Source organism: Halococcus sp. IIIV-5B, from assembly GCF_003602035.1.
Lineage (GTDB): Archaea > Halobacteriota > Halobacteria > Halobacteriales > Halococcaceae > Halococcus > Halococcus salsus.
On the sequence record NZ_QZWE01000027.1, the window covers coordinates 1 to 19,134 of the forward strand.

Genomic DNA, 19,134 nt, shown 5'->3' on the forward strand with positions numbered 1-19,134 from the left:
CGATTAGATATATTTATATACTTTGCCTCATCCATGATCAGGAATGGCAGGCAGCCGTACTCGGCCGACCAGTCTCGGCCGTCGGGAGATGCTTCGAGCCGCCGGCGTGCTCGGGGCGGGGATGCTTGCTGGTTGTAGCGCCGGGGATGCCGAGGACGACTCGGGTTCGGACGGCGGTTCCGGCGGACGGGCGTTCGTCAGCGTCACCGGCATCCCGATCGACGACCTCCAGTTCAATAGCTACAACCAGAACAACCTCGCCGATTCCGAGTACCTCTTCGACAACCTCATTTACTACCAGTCGCGCGACGATCGGTTTCTGCCGGGCGTCGTGGCGGACTGGGACGTCACCGAGAAACGAGTCGTGCTCTCGGTCCGCGAGGGCGTGCCGTGGCACGACGGTGGCGACGTCACGGCGGAGGACGTCGCTCGAAAGCTCAAGATCGAGTTCTACAACGGCAGTAGCCTCGGGAACTACATCCCCGTCGACGGGGTCGCGGCGACCGACCGGTACACCGTCGAACTCCCCTTCGAGACGCCGATCTCGGAGGAGATCTTCATCAACGAGATGGTCGGCATCGCGATGGACACCCCGAAGGCGGCCTTCCAGCCCTTCCTCGACGACTTCGAGGACGGCGGCGACGGCGTCAACGAGGAGGGAACCGCGCTCGCCAGTTACGTCGTCCGGAACCCGAACGCGACCGGACCGTTCGCGTTCGAGCGACGGACCGAACGCGAACTCGTCCTCGAACGCGTCGCGCGCCACCCGGACGCCGCCGACATCAACTTCCCCCAGTACCGGATCCGCTACCTCCAGGACAACCAGGGAACCTGGCAGGCGCTCAACAACGGGACGATCGATGGCGTCCCCGTTTTGTACGCCCCGCCGAACATCGTCGACGGCTTTCCCGACTCGGTCCGTGAGTACCTCACGACGCCGAACTGGGGGGTCGCGATCACTTGGAACTTCGAGCACAAACACTACGGCCAGCGCGCCGTCAGGCAGGCCATCGCCCACGCCGTCGACCGAAAGGCCGTCGCGGGGAACTCGGGACCGCGAACGAAACGGGCGGTCGACATTCCAACCGGGATCGTCGGCAACATTTCCGACGACAGCGGCGGTCGGCTCCCGGCGAACGAGTGGCTCGGCGACCGGATCGACCAGTACGAACCCTACCGCGGCCAGAACTTCGAGCGCGCCGCCGAACTCCTCGAAGGCGCGGGCTTTCAGAAGGACGACGGGACGTGGTACGACGGCGACGGCGACCCGCTGACCTTCTCGGTGAAGGTCCCCGGTGGGTGGACCGACTACGTCGCCGCGGTCCAGACGTTCAACCAGCACCTCAGCGACTTCGGCCTCGTGACCGAACTCGTCGCGCGCGATTCGAGCGCCTACTACGGCCAGGACCTCTACGGCTCGGCGGGTTTCGAGATCTGTATGCTGGAGTGGACGACGGGGCGGGCGTACCCCTACTTCAACTTCGCATTCCTCTTCGACAGCCCGGTACAAGCGGACATCCGTCACTACCCCAAAGAAACCACGCTCCCGCCCGTCGAGAACCCCGACGGCGACCCCACGACCTATCGCCCGGCGGAGATGCTGCCCGACCTCGCGACGGTCGAACCGGGGAGCGAGAAGGAGACGAAGCTCATCCAGCGCTTCGCCTGGATCGTCAACCAGGACCTCCCGGCGCTCCCGCTCCAGGAGACCATCGACCAGTCGTACATCGTGACCGACGACTGGAACACGGTCACCTCGAAGGACCCGGATGCAAACGTCGACCGACCGCCGACGTACCTCCCGCGGGTCGGCAAGCTCAAAGCCGCCGACGGGAATCGATCGAGCACCGTCACCCCGACTAACCGGAGCGCCGCGTTCGCCAGCGCCAACGCGACGAGTACGAAAAATACAACGGAGCGATAAGATGCGCCGATACTACCTCGAACGAACCCTCCAGGCGGTCATCACCGTCTTCGCGGTGATGACGCTCGCCTTCTTCATGATCCGATTGCTCCCCGGCGGGCCGGCCGACGCCCTCCGGGCGCAGCTCACCCAGTCGAACCCGGGGATGAGCCAGGCCGAGATCACCCGGGCCGTCCAGAGCCAGCTCAACCTCGCACCCGACGCCCCGACGTACGTCCAGTACATCGACTACCTGGGCTCGTTGCTCCAGGGCAACCTCGGCGAGTCGACCTCACAGAGCGCGAGCGTCGCCTCGGTCATCGCGGGTGCGGCCCCGTGGACGATCTTCGTGATGGGCAGTGCGCTCCTGATCGCGTTCGTCGTCGGCATCTCGATGGGCGCGACGATGGCCTACCGCGAGGGGAGCCGGTTCGACGGGTCGAGCACCGTGGTCTCGATCCTGATGAACTCGATTCCCAACTACATCTACGGGATACTCCTGCTCTGGCTGCTCGGCTACGTCTTCAAGGTGTTCCCGACGGGCGGGCGGTTCTCCGCGGGCGTCGAGCCGACGCTCAACGTCTTCGCGCCCGCCGAGACCCTCCAGTTCGTCGGCAACGCGCTCTGGCACGCTGCGATGCCGATCCTCTCGGTCGCGCTCGTCACCTGGGGCGGCTGGGCGCTCGGGATGCGCGGCAACAGCATCCAGGTGCTGGGCGAGGACTACCTCCGCGTGGCCCAGCTTCGCGGGCTTCCCTCACGCCGGATCGCGTTGCGCTACGTCGGCCGCAACGCCGTCCTCCCGATGTACACCTCGATGCTGATCACGCTCGGCTTCCTGCTCGGCGGCTCGGTGATCATCGAACAGGTCTTCAGCTACCCCGGGATGGGCTACTACATGATTGAGGGGCTCAACAGTCGGGACTACCCGCTGATGATGGGCGTGTTCCTCGTGATCACGATCACGGTCGCGGTCGCGGTCTACCTCGCCGACCTGACCTACGGACTCATCGACCCGCGTGCCAGCGCCACGGGGGGTGGAGCCGATGAGTGAACGGACCGCGGGCCGGTCGGGGGTCTCGACCGACGCCTTCGAGACGGTGGCCGAGGACACCCTCACCACGCGCGAACGCTACCAACGGTGGTTCGACCGCGGCGTCCTCGCGCCCGCCCGGATCGTCTGGGACGACCGCCGGGCCCGGGTCGGCGTGGTGATCGTCGCATTCTACGCCCTCCTCGGGACGGTCGGCCCGCTCGTGGTCGCCGAACCACGCGTCAACCAGGGCCCTCGACTGCTCGGGGCCTTCCAATCGCTCGCCAACCCGCTCGGTACCGACAACCTCGGGCGCGACGTGCTCTCACAGCTCGTCCACGCCACGCCGAACATGCTGATCATGATCGTCGCGGGCGGGCTGTTCACGACCGTCGTCGCGACGGTCGTCGGAACGGTCTCGGGCTACGTCGGTGGACGCGTCGACCGCGTGCTCTCGGGCATCTCCGACATCGTGATGACGATCCCCGGGCTCCCGCTCGTCGTGATCCTCGCGGCCGCGTTCAGCCCGGAGAACCCGGTGGTGCTCGGGGTGTTGCTCACCATTAACGCGTGGGCGGGGCTCGCGCGCTCGATCCGCTCGCAGGTGCTCTCGATCCGGCGGGCGTCGTACGTCGAGGCGTCGAGCGCGATCGGTCTCTCGACGCCGACGATCATCCGCCGCGACGTGCTCCCGAACGTGATGCCCTACGTGATGATCAACTTCGTCAACGCCTCGCGCAACGTGATCTTCGCCTCGGTCGGGCTCTACTTCATCGGCGTGTTGCCCTACAGCGGCCCGGTGAACTGGGGCGTGATGATCCAGCTCGCCTACAGCAACGGCGGCGCGCTCCTCTCGCTCGCCGCAGCTCACTGGCTGCTCGCGCCGCTGTTCACCATCGTTTTGCTTTCGTTCGGCTTGATCATGCTCTCACAGGGGACCGATAGAATGTTCAACCCCCGCGTCCGGGCGCGTCACGCCAGCTCGACAAAGGAAACGGACGAGATCGTCACCGACGGGGGCGAGCGATGAGCGACGCCACGCTCTCGGTCGTCGACGCGGACGCCGACACCGCGATGCGGATCCGTGACCTCTCGGTTCGTTTCGAGATGGGGCGGGGCACCTCGCAGGTGCTCAACGGCGTCGACCTCGACATCCGTCGCGGCGAGATCCTCGGAGTGGTCGGCGAGTCGGGCTCTGGGAAGTCGATGCTGGCCTCGGCCTTGCTCGACGCGGTCGTCGCGCCGGGCGTCACCGAGGGCTCGGTCGAGTACGAGGCCGCCGACGGGAGCACGACCGACGTGCTGAACCTCACCGAAGAGGAGCGCCGGCGCTACCGCTGGGAACACGTCGCGATGGTGTTCCAGGGCGCGCTCTCCTCGTTCAACCCGACGATGGACATTGGGGGCCACTTCGAGGAGACCATCGAAGCCCACGGCTACCCGCTCGACGCCGGGATGGAGCGCGCCCGCGAGCTCCTTTCCGACCTCTATCTCGACCCCGAGCGGGTCCTCAGTAGCTACCCGCACGAGCTCTCGGGCGGGATGAAACAGCGCGCGTTGATCGCGCTCTCACTGGTGCTCGAACCCGAGGTGCTGGTGATGGACGAACCCACAGCGGCACTCGATCTTTTGATGCAGCGCTCGATCGTCTCGTTGCTCGCCGACCTCCAGGCGAAGTACGACCTCACGATGCTGTTCATCACCCACGACCTGCCGCTGGTCACCAAGCTCGCCGACCGCATCGGCGTGCTCTACGCCTTCGAACTCGCCGAACTCGGCACCACCAACGAAGTCGTGACGAACCCACGCCACCCCTACACGCGTGCGCTGTTGAACTCGACGCCGAACCTCGACGCGCCGCTGTCGGCGATGCGGCCGATCCAGGGTTCGGCTCCCGACCCCGTCAACGTGCCGTCGGGCTGTCCCTACCACAAACGGTGTCCGCTCGCGACCGCCGAATGCGCCGACGTCAAACCACCCATGGAACCAGTCTCGGAAACCCACGACACCGCCTGTCACCACGAGGACGAAGTCGACAGCATCGACCTCACCACCGGAGGAACGCGATGAGCGCCGACCAGCCGGTCGTCTCGCTCTCCGACATCGGCGTGACGTTCGAGACCGAGGCGGGGCTCAACCCCTTCGGCGCTACCCGAAAGATCCACGCCGTTGAGCACGCCGACCTCGACATCGGCGAGCGCGACGTGGTCGCGATCGTCGGCGAGTCGGGATCGGGGAAGACCACGCTCGGCAAGACCGCCGTCGGCCTCCAGCGCCCGACCGCGGGGACCGTGCGCTACCGCGGCCAGGACATCTGGGCGGCGAAGAAGCGCTTTTCGAACCCCGACATCCCCTTTTCGGAGATCCGGCGCTCGCTCCAGATCATCCACCAGGACCCGGGGAGTTCGCTCAACCCCCACCAGCCGATCCAGCGCACCCTCGAAGCCCCGCTGAAGAAGTGGAACGAGGAGTTGGGGCCGGAGGACCGCGAGGCGCGCGTGCTCGCGATGCTCGAACGCGTCGGGATGAACCCACCCCACGACTACGCCGACCGCTATCCCCACCAGCTCTCGGGCGGCGAGAAACAGCGCGTGGCGCTGATCCGCGCCCTCCTCATGAACCCCGACGTGATCCTCGCCGACGAGGCCGTGAGCGCGCTCGACGTCTCGCTCCGGGTGGAGATGATGGACCTGATGCTCGACCTCCGCGAGAGCTTCGACACCAGCTTCCTGTTCATCTCCCACGACCTCTCGAACGCCCGCTACCTCGCCGAACACGCCGGCGGGAGATTGGGTGTGATGTACCTCGGCGAACTCGTCGAACTCGGGCCGGCCGAGGACGTGCTCTCGAATCCCCAACACCCCTACACCAAGGTCCTCCGGTGGGCGACACCGTCGATCGAGGCCGACGAGACGGACGACCCGCCCATCCGGTCGATCGACGTTCCCGACCCCGTGGATCCGCCCTCGGGCTGCCGGTTCCACACTCGATGTCCGAACGCGACCGAGTTCTGTCGCGCCAACGCTCCCGAACGCTTCGCCGTCGGCGGGGACCACGTCGCGGCGTGTTATCGGACTCAACCCGAGAGCGACTACTGGGAGCACCGCCCGCTCGACGGGGCCGAGATCGACCGCTGACGCCGAGCGGACCGGGACGACTATGTCCGCCCGCGGTGAGAACCGAACGACGAACAGGAAACGACCGGACGACGCTCCGGTTCGCCGCCGACCCACGGACCGGTTTCGAAACGACGACAGCACGAATGCACGACACTCCACCCGATCGAGACGCGCTCGACACCGACACCAGTGGAACCGCCGACGACCGAATCGAGACCCTCCTCGGCGAGTTGACCCTCGCCGAGAAGGTCGGCCAGCTGAACCAGCTCAACGGCACCGACCAGACCGGGCCGGCGGTCGGCGAGGTCGACCTCGACACCGAGATCGCCGCGGGTGCGGTCGGGTCGGTATTGAACGTCGACGGGATGGCCGCCCGCGAACGCTACCAGCGGCTCGCGGTCGAGGAGTCACGGCTCGGCATTCCACTCCTGTTCGGGTTCGACGTGGTCCACGGCTACGAGACCATCCTGCCGACGCCGCTCGCGGAGGCCGCGAGCTGGGACCGCGAGGTCGCGCGGGTCGACGCCGCCGTCGCCGCCAACGAGGCCGCCGCCGCGGGCATCACCTGGGCCTTCTCGCCACCGTGCGACGTCGCGCGCGACGCCCGCTGGGGCCGCTCGATGGAGTCGAGCGGCGAGGACCCGTTCCTCACCGCCGAACTCACCCGCGAGCGCGTCCGGGGCTACCAGGGCGACGACCTCACCGCCCCCGACACGGTGCTCGCGTGCGCGAAACACTTCGTCGGCTACGGCGACGTGCTCGCCGGCCGGGAGTACAACACGGTCGATATCTCCGAGACGGCCCTCCGGGAACGCCACCTTCCACCGTTCGAGGCCGCGGTCGAGGCGGGCGTGGGCTCCGTCATGACCGCCTTCACGGACTTCGAGCGGATCCCCGTCGGAGCCAACCGGGAGTTACTCCGTGACCTGCTCAAGGGGACCTGGGCCTTCGATGGCGTCGTGGTCTCGGACTGGAACTCGGTGCGCGAGCTCCTCCCCCACGGCGTCGCGACGGACGAGCGCGAGGCCGCCCGGCTGGCGGTCGAAGCCGGCACGGACGTCGACATGGTCGGTCACGTCTACACCGCCGCGCTCGAAGCGCTCGTCGCGGACGGCACGGTCCCCGAGTCGTCGCTTGACGATGCCGTTCGACGGGTCCTCGAAGCCAAACGGCGACTGGGGCTGTTCGCGGACCCGTACCGCTACTTCGACGACGACCGACGGGACTCGGTGGTCGGCAGCGAGCGACACCGCGAGACCGCCCGCGACAGCGCGCGGCAGTCGATGGTGTTGCTCGAAAACGACGGGACGCTCCCGCTTTCGGCTCCCGACACCATCGCGGTCGGCGGGGCGCTCGCCGACGAGGGGACCGACGTGCTCGGCGAGTGGCGCGCCCGCGGCGACGGCGACGAGGCGGTGACGGTCCTCGACGGGCTCCGGAACGCCACCGACGCCGACGTGACGTTCGCGCGTGGCTACGACCGCTTCGGCGAGGCGAGACCCGAGGACCGCGACGAACTGGTCGAAACCATCGAGATGGCCGACATCGCGGTGCTCGTCGTCGGCGAGCCCTGGGAGTTCTCGGGCGAGTGTTCCAGCCGGACCGACATCTCGCTTCCAGGCGACCAGCGCGGGGTCCTCGAGGCCGCGGTCGAGACGGGGACGCCGGTCGTGGCGGTGGTATTGAATGGTCGGCCGCTCGCGATCCCGTGGACGGCGGAAAACGTGCCCGCCGTGCTCGACGCTTGGCAGCCCGGCAGCGAAGGCGGGAACGCCGTCGCCGACGTGCTGTTCGGGAACGTGAATCCGTCCGGAAAACTGCCGATGAGCTTTCCACGGACCGTGGGACAGGTGCCGATGAGCTACGACGAACTCCCAACCGGTCGCCCCGCCGAGACCGCCGAACCGGGCTGGGCGACTTCGTACCTCGACGCCCCGAACGACCCGCTCTACGCCTTCGGCCATGGGCTGAGCTACACCGAGTTCGAGTACCGAGACCTCGCGCTCGATACCGACGTGCTCGCGACGCACGAGGCGCTCACCGCCACGGTCTCGGTCGAGAACACCGGCCCCGTGGCCGGTGCGGAGGTCGTCCAGTGCTACGTTCGCGACGAGGCCGGCAGCCGGTCGCGGCCCGGTCTCCGATTGGCTGGATTCGAGAAGGTCGCCCTCGAACCGGGCGAAACCAGTCGCGTCGCGTTCGATATCGGTCCGGAGCGGCTCGAAACCTGGACCGCGGCGGAGGAGTGGCGCGTCGAGCCCGGGGCGTTCGAGGCGTTCGTCGGGCGGGCGGCCGACGACCTGCGGCTCTCCGAGTCGTTCACCGTCTCCGAGTAGCCGTCTCTCGACGCTCGCTACGGATCGAGCTCGTACCCGCGGCGGGCGGCCTGTCGGCGTCGGCAGCGAAACAGCGCGTAGGCTGACCCGACGAACCCGAGACCCACGACAACCACGTCGAGCACGAGTATCGCGTTCGAAGCCGGGTTCGGGGGTCCGACCCACGCCGAGAACCCGAGCAAGACGAGCAACACCGCCTCGACCCCGAGTAGAACGAACAGCAACGACTGGTAGGCACAGACCACGTTCCAGAACCGGTCGGCGAACGACTCCGATTCGGACATAGCTCCCGATAGCCCCGCGGACGGTTGACGATACCGATCCCCGTCGCGCTCGTCGACGGCGCGCAGTCAGTCGCGCGCCCAGACGTCCTCGCCGTCGAGGTAGGCGTCGACGTCCTCCGGGACGACCCCCTCATGAGTTGCCAGTTTGTCGGCGTGCGCGTCGTCGCCCGCCGCGTGAAGCCGTTCGACCCACTCGTCGAGGTCGACGTCGTCCCGTGGGTGGTACGGCCCGCCCTCCTCGATCACCTCGATCAGCGGGTCGGTGAGCGCCCGCGGCGAATCGGGGTTACCACCGGCAGTGCCCATCGCGGACTCCGTGAGCCGTGTGCTCCGCCACTGTTCGAGGAGCGCGAGCCCCTCGCGCGCGACCTCAGTGTGCTCGCGAGCGAGATCCGTCGTCTCGTGTGGGTCCGCCGCCAGGTCGTAGAGTTCGACCGGCGCGAAGTCCTTCAGCCCGTCGTGGTGGGTGCGGAGCAACAGCCAGTCGTCCCACCGAACGCCGCGCTGGCACGCCCACGCGCCCTGGGAGAGGACCAGGAACTCCCGCCCCGTATCCGACCCCCCGGTGAGTGCCGACGCAAACGACCGACCGTCCCAGTGCTGGGGAACCTCGCCGCCAGCGAACTCGGTGATCGTCGGTGGGAGGTCGAGCTGGTAGCGGAGCGCGTCGTCGTGACCGGCTTCGACGCCGGGGCCGCTGACCACCAGCGGAACCCGAGCGCTGACCGCGTCGGCGGTCTGGTGGTCGCCGTAGACGTTGAGCTCGCCCTGGTTCTCCCCGTGGTCGGCCGAGACGACGAAAAGGGTCTCCTCGCGAACGCCGGCGTCCTCCAGTCGTCGAACGATCCGTGCGATGTGGTCGTCCATGTACCGAATACCGGTATCGTAGCCGTCGATCCACTGCTCGAAGTCCTCGCGCGTGGCGAGTTCGTCGGGGGTTCGTTCGAGGTCGTCATCACCCGTCTCGCGGGCGCTCATGGTGCCGTAACTCCCGCGTTGGGCTTCGATCACGTCTTCGGTGAGCCACTCGGGTGCCGGATCGTCCGCGAACGGGTTGCCGTACTCCGAGGGCGTGTCGTAGGGGGTGTGTGGGTCCCAGAAGTTGACGTGGAGGTACCAGTCGTCGGACTCCGCGTTCGCGTCGAGCCACTCCTCGACGAGCGGGTAGACGTGGTCGCTCCGGTAGCCGGGCGTGTCGTGCCACTCGTCGAAGCCGTCGACGACGTGCCACGCCCCGTGGCGCTGGGGAAAGAGGCTGAACAGCGCGGTGTGGAACCCCGCGTGGCGCAGGGTCGACATCCAGGTCCGGTAGCCGTCGAACGCGGTGTTGAACTCGCGGGCGGCCCCCCGCGGGCGAAGGGAGGCGTTCAGACCGCCGTGGTTGACGACGCCGGTGTGGACCCCGAACCGGCCCGTGAACAGCGCGGTTCGCGAGGGGAGACACGGCACGTCGGAGGCGTGGACGTTCGAAAATTGCATCCCGTCCGCGGCGAGCGCGTCGATGGTCGGCGAGGTGTCCCGGTCGTAGCCGTAGCAGCCGAGGTGGTCGGGACGCAGCGAGTCACAGTCGATGTAGACGATTCGCATCCCTCGCGGATCCTCGGGAGAACGGCTTAAAGATTGCAGTCGCGTGGTCCGGCGTCGACGGTTGGCGTCGCGACGGCCAGTCGAGTATCGACTACCGGTTATCCGACGACCTCGTCGAGAAACGACTCGATGGCCGTGCGCACCACGTCGAACCGGTCCCGCCGGATGCAGTGGCCGGCCCCGTCGATGTGGTACAGTCGGCCGTCGGCGAGCAGGTCGACGGCCGCTCTGTCCGCCCGTCGCTGTGCTTCGCTCACGTCGGCTCGCAGCACCAAGGTCGGACAACGGATCGACGGAAACGTCTCCGTGGGGTCGACGTAGCCCGCTCGCCGGACCTGCGCGACGTTGGGACTCACCGCTCGCCGAGCGCCGAGGAGGTGGTCGGCCCACCATGGATGGTCGAACGACGCCCGGAGCGACGCGTCGGTCCGTTCGTGCCAGGCTTCGATCTGGGTCTCGATCGCCGCGACCTGCGCCTCCGCCGGCTGGTCGTCGACCCACCCGAGCATCCCCGCTGGGTCCTCGAGGACGAGCGCGCGTGGGAGGTCGGGGTAGGTGGCGGCGGTCGCGGCGACCGTGTTCCCGCCGAACGAGTGGCCCACCAGTATCGGGTTCTCGATCCGGAGCTGGTCGACGAGCCCACGCAGGTCGGCGATACGGTCGTCGACCGCGTATCCGTTCGGCGGTTTGTCCGAGCGGCCGTGGCCTCGTGCATCGTAGGCCACCACGTCGAACCGGTCGGCGAACGCGTTCGCGAGCGGTGCCCAGCACCGGCCATCGTCGTAGAGCCCGTGTGCGAACACCAGCGTGGGTCCGCCCCCGTTTCCCGTTCGGTAGTAGTGGAGGTCGACCCCGTTCGTCGTCACGAACCCCCGGTGCCAATTCGCGGTAGCAGCCGACGGATCCGGGGTCGAAGCCCCGGCCGTCGCCGTCGATGGGTCGGTCATAGATGCGGCTCGATAGCCGAGTGGTTAAGTGCTCCCTTCCCGGAGGTCGGGCCCCATATATGATTATTCACTATACGAAACGTCGAATCGATCCGCCGAGCAGTCCACCGGCGCTGACCGCCGACCGTCTCCACCCGAAGACCGAGCGCGGGTTTCGAGAATAAATAACAGATAATCGAGCGATCAGCCAAACCACCAAAAATTCGTCATAGGTCGAGGGCTCAGTTCTCGATCTCGATCCGATGGCCCTCGTCGATGACCTCGGGCGTGTCCTCGGTGGGCACCCGGATTTCGAGCATCCCGTTGCGGTAGTGGGCGGTGATATCGTCCTCGAGGACGTCGCCGTCGAGGGTGACCTCGCGGCTGAACCGGCGGCTGTGGAGGCCCTCGTGGTCGTCCTCGTGCGTGCCGCCGATGTGGAGGGTCCCGTCGTGGAACCGGACGTCGAGTTCGTCGCGTTCGAAGCCGGGGGTGTCGGCGAGCACCGTGAACCCCTCCGCATCGCGCTCGACGTTCAGGGTGGTGTCCCACTCGCTGTGGTCCCAGTGGTCGTCGGAACCGCTCTCCAGCGCGGGCATCCGCCAGTCCGCGTCCTGCCAATCACCCCAGTTCATCGCGGCGAAGCGGCGGTTCATCTCGTCCATCATCCGGTCCATGCGTTCGAAGGGAGTGTCTTTGTAGCTCATGTGAATCTCCACCCCCTATATACGACTTCTGACTATATAAAATAGCTGAGATGTGTGGTAGCAATCGGCCGCTTCGGCGGCGCGTGGTGTCTTCCAGTGGCCGTGTGGGTGCCGGTCGGTGGACGCCAAACTACTTGCTGGATGGGTGTCGAGGAGCAGGTATGCCGACGAACGCGGACGAGGCCGGTCGTGCGGGCGTTCTCGAGAGCAAGCGAAACGCCACGCGCTATCAGATCCTGGTCGAGGTCGCCGACCGCCAGCCCGCGGTGAGCCAGCGCGAGATCGCCGACGCCATCGGCGTCACCGCTCAGGCCGTGAGCGAGTACCTCGGGGGGCTCGCCGAGGAGGGCTACGTCGCGAAGCACGGTCGCGGCCGGTACGAGGTCACGAAGGAGGGCGTCGACTGGCTCCTGAGCCAGACCGACGACCTCCGGGGGTTCATCCGGCACGTCACCGAGGACGTCGTCGGTCGCGTCGAGGTCGAGACCGCGGTCGCAACCACCGAGATCGCCGCGGACGAGACGGTCTCGCTCACGATGCGTGACGGGGTGCTGTCGGCGACGGCGGGCGAGACCGGGAGCGCCACCGCGGTCGCCATCACCGACGCCGAGCCCGGTCAGGACGTCGGCGTCACGGAGTTCGAGGGGCTCGTCGAACACGAGGTCGGGTCGGTGACCGCGGTCTCGGTCCCCGGCGTCCAGCGCGGCGGCAGTTCGGCGGTCGACCCGGCGACCGTGACCGACCTCGCCGAGGACCACGACCTCGTGGCGACCGCCGGTACCGAGGCCCTCGCGACCGCTCGTGCGGCGGGGGTCGACGTCGACATCCGGTTCGCCACCGCGCCCGCGGTTCGCGAGGCGGCCACGAAGGGGCTCGACGTGCTGGTGCTCGCGACGGCGGACCTGCTCTCGGCCCACACCGACGAACTCCGTCAGGGCGGCATCGGCTACGAGGTCGTCGACGTCGGGTCCTGACCCGACCCGTCGAACGACCGTTCGTAGAGCGCCACGAACCGCGGTACGACCGTCTCGGCCCGGTACTCCTCGACCTTCTCCCTCGCGGCCTCGGAGACGGTCCGAAGCTCGCCAGCGCGGACGAGGTCCAGTATCGCGTCGACGAACCCATCCGGCGTGCCATCGGTGATTCGGCCGCCGTCACCGACGATGTCGCCCACGCTCCCGACGTCGCTGGCGACGGTCGGGGTGCCGGTCGCGAGGGCTTCGAGGAAGACCCGTCCGAACGGTTCGTCCCACCGCCCCGGATAGCAAAAGACGTCGTGGGCGGCGTAGGTTTCGGGAAGGTCGTCGTTCGGGACGCGCCCGGCGAACGTGACGGCCGATTCCAGTCCGTGGGATCGCGTCTGGGCTTCGAGCTCGGAGCGGAGACCACCGTCCCCGACGACCGTCAGCTGGAACGCGTCCGACGACCGACGGTTCAGGCGGGCGAGGATCGGGACGAGCTGGTCGACTCCCTTGTGTTCGTCGAGCGACCCGACGTAGAGGAGGTCGTAGGGGGCCTCGAAGTCGCTTCCGTGTGGGCGGCAGAACCGCTCGTCGAGGACGTTCGGTATCGTCGTGATCCGCTCCTCGGGGAAGCCGAAGTCGGCGTAGGTCGACTCGACGTGGGGGGAGAGGGCGTGGTAGCCGTCGATGTCGTGGCTCTTGCGCTCGCCCTCGCGGACCAGTTTCAGGTCGCCCAGCCGGCTCACCGCGCGGTAGGCGGTGCCGAACTCGTCGTGGCCGGGGCTGGTGGCGAGCGAGCACATCGTACACTTCGCGAGACCGTTGCTGGTACACGGCTCCCGGTCGAGATAGCGGAGGTCGTTCTTCGGGCAGACCCCGCCGTAGGCGTTGAGGGTGACCACCGTCGCGCTCGACGTCTCGGTCGCGACATCCCCCATCGCCGGGATCGCTCCCATGAGGTAGCTGTGGGTGAGGTCGTAGGCGTCGAACTCCTCCATCCGGTCGCGGAGCGCGCGGTTCAGCTGGTGGCCCGAGTGGTACGGGTAGCCGGAGAGGTCGAGGGAAACGAGTTCCATGCCGTCGGGGACGTCGAGCCCCGACGGCGGTTGTTCGGTACAGTAGACGGTGACGTCGTGACCACGCTCGACCAGCCCGGTGACGATCCGGGAGGCGCTGTGGGCGGCCCCGGTTCCCTCACCACGCGGGTAGCTCGGGTGGACGAACGCGGTGTTCATGGCCGATCTGCCCGAACGATGGCCCGTGAATCCGGTCGACTCATACTCGTTGGGTGAACCGACCCGGTCTTTGGGGTGTCGATCGTCGATTCGTCACTCGGCGTAGCCGAGGTCGCGCAGCCGTTCGGCCACGACGTCGTCGTCGTCCGTCGCGTCCTCGTCGGTCGTCGCGGTCGTGCTGGCTTCGGCGGTGACCTTACGCCGCGGCCCGTTCTCGTAGACCAGCCACGGCACCGCCACGAGTTCGTCGGTGTAGATGCCGCGTGGGTGACCCCACTCGCGGATCGGCAGCGGGAAGGCGCGCTCGCCGACCATGTTGCCGTGGTCGGCGGTGACGACCGTCTTGCCGCCGAGTTCGTCCATGAGTTCCTCGACGTGTGGCAGCGCGCGGTCGAGGTTCTCGGCGTACATCTCCCAGACCTCGTGGGGGTCGAGGTCCGCGGCACCGGTCAACAACTGGTTCCAGATGTTGGGGTTCGACCCGCGGAACGTATCGGCTGCGACCCCGGCATCGATGAACGGGTAGTGGGGCTGGAGGTAGTGGACGAGGAGACGCTTGTTTGGATACTCGTGGGCCGCGCGTGCAGCGGCTTCGGTGACGGTCTCCGGGAGCACGGTGTCGTGGTCGTCGTTCCACCCATCGCGCCAGACGTGGATCACGTCGTGGAAGTCGACTTGGATCGAGTCGCTGTTGTGGTGGATCTGCGGGTTCGCGGTCACGTAGACCGTGTCCCGAAGATCACGGCCGTCGAGGTTCGCACGCAGGAACTCGGTGGTCGCGGAGCCGCGCGAGCGCCGCCGTTCGAGCCGGCCGGGAAGACTCGATCGTGTTGCGAACAGGTCGTACCGACACGCATCGAGGACGAGCAGCGAGTCCCAGTCCTCCTCGAAGATGGCGGTGCCGTCGGTGTTGTACGTACGCCGCCCGAGCCGCCGGTGGTAGAGCCGGTTCGCTTGTCGCCCGAAGAGTACCGGGTTACCGAGCGCCCTTCGCAACCGGGTTCGGGTATCCATGATGCCACAACCCCACCGGGACGGTCAATGAGGGTTTTGATTCGAATCGATTCGCCCGATTATGAATCGTCGTCGAAAGAATGCTCCGTACTCGAAGTGATGCTCTGATTTCAACTAGCAGTCAGCGGCGAGTGGGCTGATTCGGCTAGCTGTTACAGCATCGCTCCATCGGAGGGGCTCGGTAAATGTCCCTCTGTTCCAGCGTTCCGAGCCTGGTTGTCCCATTGAACCGCTACGTACCGTCCTGCTCGTTTCGTCCGGCTTTCACCATCACCATCCAGATCCGTTCCGCACGCAACGGGATACGTCTTTCACCCTGGCTGTACCCGACAACGAGTGCGCCGAATACCGAGACGAAACTCACCCCGAATATCGGGGAGTTGCTGAACAACTCCAGTATGAGGACCACACAGAGGAGTGGGAGAAATACGGACAACGAATCGGTGCTCGTACTTCGAGCCATCGTTCGTAATGCCTGGCGGAGGGCAGCCAGACAAACGAGGAGATACAGCACACCACCGACGACTCCGGTCATCAGAAACATCCGAAGGTAGCTGTTGTGCGCACTGAAGACGTTATCACCGGGTGTCGGTGCTCCGTAAGCGGCGAGGATCGGACCGTCATCGACCAACCCATATCCGAGGATCGGTCGGTCGAGTATCGCTCTAACCGCCGCGTTCCACAGCTCCCCACGATTGTTGAGTTGGTTTCCAATGTTCTGTGTAACATCGATACCAGCGATCGGTCCGAGTGTAAGTCGGAATCCCACGACAGCGCCTGCAATGCCGATCGCTACGACACCGGCGACGGCGCGTGTCCCATACGTCCGGTAGACGGCGAGGATCACGATCGCAGCGACGGTTCCGAGAATCGCAGCCCGGCCCTGGGATACCCCGAATCCGACGAGACAGCATATCCCGCCGATAACCGCTAGCCACCTGCGACGCCTCGATCGAGCCACTCCGAAACACGCAACGAACCCGAAGGCCGACAGCGCCGAGAGATAGTTGGGATTCGTGAGAATCGAGTTCATCTGCGTGGAACCATGCCACAGCCCGAGCAACTCGCCTTGATACGTCACACCGAACCACACAAGCGGCAATGCTATCCCAGCAACTACCGCCGCGATCGCTGCGAGCGCATCTACGAACCCTTCGCGTGAGAACGTTGCGGGGATGACGAACAGGTTTAGCGCCGAGAAAACGATGTACGCGCCGGTCCGGAACGTGGCTCTCCCGCCCGGATGAAACCAATATTCGACGAGGAAGACCACCCACAGTGCGACGATCGGGAGGAGGATCGCACGATCGAATCGGACCGCGAGCGTACCACGGGCGAATGAAATCGCGAGTACGATGATGTAGACACCGGTAGCAAGCATGTACCCAGTTCCTGAACTGATCGGTGTCGCCGCCAGCAGCACACTGCTCAAGAGACAGACGAGGAGTAGGAAATCGAGTACTGCGTCATGCTTCATCTAACGGTTTATCCGGAAGCGTGTCTGATAGCTCCATCGATATTTGGTATTCTGGTTGACGTTTCTCACGAAATCCGATTTGTAGGCGGTTTCAAGACGCTGGCTTTTATTCCTTCGACAGCGGATGCCAGATATGGCGAGCACTATCACTACTATCGACGTAGCCATACCAACCCATGAGAGTGCATCAGTTCTCGGAACCACGCTCGACCATCTCGCTCGGAGCGAGGAAGCGAGCTCGATCGAGATCGAGTGTCTCCGCATCATCGATGACGAGAGCGAGGACGATACATGCGCTCTCGCGACCGATCGCACGGAGGAATACGGCTGGAGTCTCGACATCGTTTCCGAAGCGTGTTCACTCCCAGCCGCCCGTGAGCAGGCCATCGAACGCGTCGAAACGGAGTGGTTCCTGTTTCTCGATGACGACGCCCGGATCGAGGAGGATTATCTCGAAGCCCACGCGAGCGCCATCGCACCACGTATCGGAGCGCTTCAGGGACGGAAAACCTCACAGACGACGACGGCGGATCCCGAACCCACTGTGGACACAACTACCGAGCGCCATCCCTCGGCGTGGGTCCATCATCGCTCGTTTCGTGGCGGCACCCACGCGACACTCGTCCGTCATGCGGCGGCTGCCGGGGTCAAGTTCCCAGCGGACCTCACTGTGTGGGAGGACCAGTATCTTCGCCGCCATATCGAATCCCAAGGCTACCTCTGGGTCTTCAATCACCAAGCTCGATTTGCCCACCGGACGCAGAACCCGCGGTCGCAGGGATGGACGGAAGGGTATCTACAGGGCAAATACGACCTCCGTCCCGGCTGGCACGTCGCGCTTGGGATCCCGAACGCAGTGATATCAGAGTCGAGTACATGGTCCGCAGTGGCTCAATTTGCCGGATACACTGTCGGACGCGTGATCGGGTCGATCGGGTGATCGAGAGCAACTGGATATCGTGAACCGGTGTCCTATCCGCAGACGACCGCTGCGTCCGTGCCGGCTCACCGAACCCAAATGAGGTTCGGCGCGACTGAAAATCTATTTAGGCCGGCGCGTCCCGCTTTGTTCTATCCGATCGATGGTCTCCCGCCCCAACGTCGTGCTCGTCGTGATGGACACCGCGCGCGCACGAGACGTCGTCCGGTCCGCGCACCGTGAGACACGGCTTCCGGCCATCGACCGCCTCGCGAGTGAGGGCACCGAGTACACCAACGCGTTCGCCAGCGCGCCGTGGACGCTACCCTCCCACGCCGGGTTGTTCACCGGGACCTACTCCTCGAAACACGGCGCACACGCGGGACACAAACACCTCGACGACGACCTTCCGACGCTCGCCGAGGCCTTTCAGTCGAACGGTTACGAGACGGTGGCCGTCTCGAACAACACCTGGATCTCGGAGGAGTTCGGGTTCGCGCGCGGGTTCGAAACGCTCTACAAGACCTGGCAGTACGTCCAGACCGACACCGACCTCGGCGAGGTGGCACGAACGAAACGCGGGAGCGAGATGGTTCGAGCGCTCGCCGCGCGGCTGCTCGACGGCAACCCGGCCATCAACGCCGCGAACGCGGTCTACGGCCAGTTCTTCAGGAAGCGAACCGACGACGGTGCACGTCGGACCAACGAGTGGCTTCGGGGGTGGCTCGCTGACCGCACTACGGAAAAACCGTTCTTCACGTTCGTCAACTACCTCGAACCCCACCTCGAATATCGCCCACCGCGCGCCCTCGCCGAACAGTACCTCCCGAACGGCGTGACCTACGACGAGGCGATGACGGTCTCACAGGACGCGTGGGCCTACATCACGGGTCACGAATCGCACACCGAGGCGGAGTTCGAGGTCCTTCACGGGCTCTACAACGCCGAGATTGCCTACCTCGACCGTCGTATCGGCGACCTCCGTGGCCATCTCGAAGCCACCGGCGAGTGGGAGGACACGATCCTCGTGGTGACGGGCGACCACGGCGAGAACGTCGGCGACCACGACCTGATGGACCACCAGTACTGCCTCTACGATAGCCTCCTCCACGTCCCGCTCGTCGTGGCCGGCGGCGCGTTCGACGGCGGTGGAACGGTCGACGACCTCGTCCAGCTCACCGACCTCGCGCCGACGCTGCTCGACGCGGCCGACATCGACGCACCTGCGATGCGTGAGTCCATCCAGGGCCGGTCGTTCCACCCAGCCACGACCACCGACCCACGGACCCACGCCATCGCCGAGTACATGGCCCCACAACCCTCGATGGACGCGCTCCGCGAGCAGGTCGGTCCCCTCCCTGACGGGTTCCCGTTCGACCGGTCGCTCCGAGCGGTTCGGACCGACGACGACAAACTGATCCGTGGGTCGGACGGCAGCCGAGAACGCTACGCGGTCGATGCCGACCCGGAGGAATCGACCGACCTCGCCGCCGAGACTCCCGACCGGGTGGACGAACTCGAAACCGTTCTCGACGACTGGTTGGATTCGTTCGAGCACAGCGAGGCCTCGGGGTCGGTGTCGATGACCGACGCGACACAGGACCGCCTCGAAGACCTCGGCTATCTCTGACC

General features: G+C 66.3%; 16 protein-coding genes. 9 read left to right on the forward strand and 7 right to left on the reverse strand.

From position 1 onward, the window contains the following. The first annotated feature begins 43 nt into the window (after positions 1-43). The 6 genes from D3261_RS15350 to bglX all read left to right on the forward strand — a co-directional run bounded on the left by D3261_RS15350 (position 44) and on the right by bglX (position 8,391). Positions 44-1,924: an ABC transporter substrate-binding protein gene (locus tag D3261_RS15350; RefSeq protein ID WP_120073859.1), complete on the forward strand. Its 1,881-nt coding sequence runs from the start codon at positions 44-46 to the stop codon at positions 1,922-1,924. A gap of 1 nt (position 1,925) precedes the next feature. Then, on the forward strand, positions 1,926-2,957 hold the full coding sequence (locus tag D3261_RS15355; RefSeq protein ID WP_120073861.1) for an ABC transporter permease: 1,032 nt from the start codon (positions 1,926-1,928) through the stop codon (positions 2,955-2,957). Beyond that, complete coding sequence (locus tag D3261_RS15360) at positions 2,950-3,966, forward strand: ABC transporter permease (protein ID WP_120073863.1); 1,017 nt, start codon at positions 2,950-2,952, stop codon at positions 3,964-3,966. Before D3261_RS15355 ends, D3261_RS15360 begins: the two co-directional genes overlap by 8 nt. Further along, complete coding sequence (locus D3261_RS15365) at positions 3,963-5,006, forward strand: ABC transporter ATP-binding protein (protein ID WP_120073865.1); 1,044 nt, start codon at positions 3,963-3,965, stop codon at positions 5,004-5,006. The genes D3261_RS15360 and D3261_RS15365 overlap by 4 nt, the downstream gene beginning before the upstream one ends. Next, positions 5,003-6,073 carry an ABC transporter ATP-binding protein gene (locus D3261_RS15370; protein ID WP_120073867.1) on the forward strand — a complete coding sequence of 357 codons (1,071 nt, stop codon included), beginning with the start codon at positions 5,003-5,005 and terminating at the stop codon, positions 6,071-6,073. The genes D3261_RS15365 and D3261_RS15370 overlap by 4 nt, the downstream gene beginning before the upstream one ends. 125 nt (positions 6,074-6,198) lie before the next feature. Next, complete coding sequence (bglX, locus tag D3261_RS15375; RefSeq protein ID WP_120073930.1) at positions 6,199-8,391, forward strand: beta-glucosidase BglX; 2,193 nt, start codon at positions 6,199-6,201, stop codon at positions 8,389-8,391. A 17-nt stretch (positions 8,392-8,408) separates the two neighbouring features. Here bglX and D3261_RS15380 read toward each other — a convergent pair whose 3' ends face one another. From D3261_RS15380 to D3261_RS15395, 4 genes are all read right to left on the reverse strand, one after another. Continuing rightward, complete coding sequence (locus D3261_RS15380) at positions 8,409-8,675, reverse strand: hypothetical protein (RefSeq protein ID WP_120073868.1); 267 nt, start codon at positions 8,673-8,675, stop codon at positions 8,409-8,411. A gap of 66 nt (positions 8,676-8,741) precedes the next feature. After that, the gene (locus tag D3261_RS15385; protein WP_120073870.1) at positions 8,742-10,262 is read right to left on the reverse strand and encodes a sulfatase; all 1,521 of its coding nucleotides are present in this window, start codon (positions 10,260-10,262) and stop codon (positions 8,742-8,744) included. A gap of 98 nt (positions 10,263-10,360) precedes the next feature. Beyond that, a complete protein-coding gene (locus D3261_RS15390) occupies positions 10,361-11,209 on the reverse strand; it encodes an alpha/beta fold hydrolase (RefSeq protein ID WP_120073872.1) in 849 nt (282 codons plus the stop codon). Positions 11,210-11,430: 221 nt separating this feature from the next. After that, positions 11,431-11,895, reverse strand: a complete 465-nt coding sequence (locus tag D3261_RS15395; RefSeq protein WP_233554014.1) for an Hsp20/alpha crystallin family protein — start codon at positions 11,893-11,895, stop codon at positions 11,431-11,433. 161 nt (positions 11,896-12,056) lie between these two features. Here D3261_RS15395 and D3261_RS15400 point away from each other — a divergent pair, with 161 nt between their 5' ends. Next, positions 12,057-12,869, forward strand: coding sequence for a MarR family transcriptional regulator (locus D3261_RS15400; RefSeq protein WP_120073876.1), 813 nt, complete (start codon positions 12,057-12,059; stop codon positions 12,867-12,869). On the opposite strand, the gene D3261_RS20090 is transcribed toward D3261_RS15400, so the two are convergent. The 3 genes from D3261_RS20090 to D3261_RS15415 form a co-directional block, all read right to left on the reverse strand. Then, positions 12,842-14,092: a glycosyltransferase family 4 protein gene (locus D3261_RS20090; protein ID WP_158589404.1), complete on the reverse strand. Its 1,251-nt coding sequence runs from the start codon at positions 14,090-14,092 to the stop codon at positions 12,842-12,844. The genes D3261_RS15400 and D3261_RS20090 overlap by 28 nt on opposite strands. Before the next feature lie 93 nt (positions 14,093-14,185). Next, entirely contained in the window at positions 14,186-15,106 is a 921-nt protein-coding gene (locus tag D3261_RS15410; protein ID WP_120073878.1) for a hypothetical protein, read from the reverse strand. Positions 15,107-15,338: 232 nt separating this feature from the next. Next, positions 15,339-16,583, reverse strand: coding sequence for an O-antigen ligase (locus tag D3261_RS15415; protein ID WP_120073880.1), 1,245 nt, complete (start codon positions 16,581-16,583; stop codon positions 15,339-15,341). A gap of 133 nt (positions 16,584-16,716) precedes the next feature. Between D3261_RS15415 and D3261_RS15420 the strand changes: the two genes are divergently transcribed. Next, the gene (locus D3261_RS15420) at positions 16,717-17,523 is read left to right on the forward strand and encodes a glycosyltransferase family 2 protein (protein ID WP_158589405.1); all 807 of its coding nucleotides are present in this window, start codon (positions 16,717-16,719) and stop codon (positions 17,521-17,523) included. A 142-nt stretch (positions 17,524-17,665) separates the two neighbouring features. Beyond that, complete coding sequence (locus tag D3261_RS15425) at positions 17,666-19,132, forward strand: sulfatase (protein WP_120073884.1); 1,467 nt, start codon at positions 17,666-17,668, stop codon at positions 19,130-19,132. Positions 19,133-19,134 lie beyond the last annotated feature (2 nt).

Bases quoted from the DNA above. Each gene is read 5' to 3' on its own strand.
- D3261_RS15395 (WP_233554014.1), bottom strand. From the start codon at position 11,895: ATGAGCTACAAAGACACTCCCTTCGAACGCATGGACCGGATGATGGAC.
- D3261_RS15350 (WP_120073859.1), top strand. From the start codon at position 44: ATGGCAGGCAGCCGTACTCGGCCGACCAGTCTCGGCCGTCGGGAGATG.
- D3261_RS15415 (WP_120073880.1), bottom strand. From the start codon at position 16,583: ATGAAGCATGACGCAGTACTCGATTTCCTACTCCTCGTCTGTCTCTTG.
- D3261_RS15425 (WP_120073884.1), top strand. From the start codon at position 17,666: ATGGTCTCCCGCCCCAACGTCGTGCTCGTCGTGATGGACACCGCGCGC.
- D3261_RS15365 (WP_120073865.1), top strand. From the start codon at position 3,963: ATGAGCGACGCCACGCTCTCGGTCGTCGACGCGGACGCCGACACCGCG.
- D3261_RS15410 (WP_120073878.1), bottom strand. From the start codon at position 15,106: ATGGATACCCGAACCCGGTTGCGAAGGGCGCTCGGTAACCCGGTACTC.
- D3261_RS15370 (WP_120073867.1), top strand. From the start codon at position 5,003: ATGAGCGCCGACCAGCCGGTCGTCTCGCTCTCCGACATCGGCGTGACG.
- D3261_RS15355 (WP_120073861.1), top strand. From the start codon at position 1,926: ATGCGCCGATACTACCTCGAACGAACCCTCCAGGCGGTCATCACCGTC.
- D3261_RS15380 (WP_120073868.1), bottom strand. From the start codon at position 8,675: ATGTCCGAATCGGAGTCGTTCGCCGACCGGTTCTGGAACGTGGTCTGT.
- D3261_RS20090 (WP_158589404.1), bottom strand. From the start codon at position 14,092: ATGAACACCGCGTTCGTCCACCCGAGCTACCCGCGTGGTGAGGGAACC.
- D3261_RS15400 (WP_120073876.1), top strand. From the start codon at position 12,057: ATGCCGACGAACGCGGACGAGGCCGGTCGTGCGGGCGTTCTCGAGAGC.
- D3261_RS15390 (WP_120073872.1), bottom strand. From the start codon at position 11,209: ATGACCGACCCATCGACGGCGACGGCCGGGGCTTCGACCCCGGATCCG.
- D3261_RS15360 (WP_120073863.1), top strand. From the start codon at position 2,950: ATGAGTGAACGGACCGCGGGCCGGTCGGGGGTCTCGACCGACGCCTTC.
- D3261_RS15385 (WP_120073870.1), bottom strand. From the start codon at position 10,262: ATGCGAATCGTCTACATCGACTGTGACTCGCTGCGTCCCGACCACCTC.
- D3261_RS15420 (WP_158589405.1), top strand. From the start codon at position 16,717: ATGGCGAGCACTATCACTACTATCGACGTAGCCATACCAACCCATGAG.
- bglX (WP_120073930.1), top strand. From the start codon at position 6,199: ATGCACGACACTCCACCCGATCGAGACGCGCTCGACACCGACACCAGT.